Genomic DNA, 1,059 nt, shown 5'->3' on the forward strand with positions numbered 1-1,059 from the left:
GCCACACCGACAACTGTCGCCGTGCCGACAGCGCCAGCAGCCACGCCACCAGTGGTAGTAGCAGTCGTGGTTGCGCCGGTAGTGGTCGTTGTGGTGCCAGTAGTACCCGTCGTTGCCTCGGTCCCGTTTGTTGCTTCAGGGGCAGCAAACGCAGCTGGCGTCGTCAACATGAAGGCCATAAGGATTGCAGTAAGCTTGTGTTTCATAACTTTCCCTTTATTCATCGCATGGACAATACGGGTGATGCTGCCAACTTACTGATTTAGTGTATGATGGTGTTTTTGAGGTGCTCCAGTGGCTTCTGTTTCTATCAGCTGTCCCTCCTGTTCAGCTACTGACGGGGTGGTGCGTAACGGCAAAAGCACCGCCGGACATCAGCGCTATCTCTGCTCTCACTGCCGTAAAACATGGCAACTGCAGTTCACTTACACCGCTTCTCAACCCGGTACGCACCAGAAAATCATTGATATGGCCATGAATGGCGTTGGATGCCGGGCAACTGCCCGCATTATGGGCGTTGGCCTCAACACGATTTTACGTCACTTAAAAAACTCAGGCCGCAGTCGGTAACCTCGCGCATACAGCCGGGCAGTGACGTCATCGTCTGCGCGGAAATGGACGAACAGTGGGGCTATGTCGGGGCTAAATCGCGCCAGCGCTGGCTGTTTTACGCGTATGACAGTCTCCGGAAGACGGTTGTTGCGCACGTATTCGGTGAACGCACTATGGCGACGCTGGGGCGTCTTATGAGCCTGCTGTCACCCTTTGACGTGGTGATATGGATGACGGATGGCTGGCCGCTGTATGAATCCCGCCTGAAGGGAAAGCTGCACGTAATCAGCAAGCGATATACGCAGCGAATTGAGCGGCATAACCTGAATCTGAGGCAGCACCTGGCACGGCTGGGACGGAAGTCGCTGTCGTTCTCAAAATCGGTGGAGCTGCATGACAAAGTCATCGGGCATTATCTGAACATAAAACACTATCAATAAGTTGGAGTCATTACCGCCCGACAAATGGGCAAAAAAATCTGCGTTTTGTTTATCGACTGGGAGGCGC

Annotated in this window: 1 protein-coding gene; it reads left to right on the forward strand. The window is 53.8% G+C overall.

The window, feature by feature from the left end:
- The first annotated feature begins 294 nt into the window (after positions 1-294).
- Positions 295-992 (forward strand): IS1-like element IS1A family transposase gene (locus ACW17M_RS24080; protein WP_094096600.1). Its coding sequence is split into 2 segments (ribosomal slippage): positions 295-544 and positions 544-992, totalling 699 coding nucleotides; the frame shifts between segments, so codons are not numbered across the junction.
- Positions 993-1,059: the final 67 nt, after the last annotated feature.

The sequence above is a fragment of the Vreelandella sp. 2A-K22 genome, from assembly GCF_054065485.1.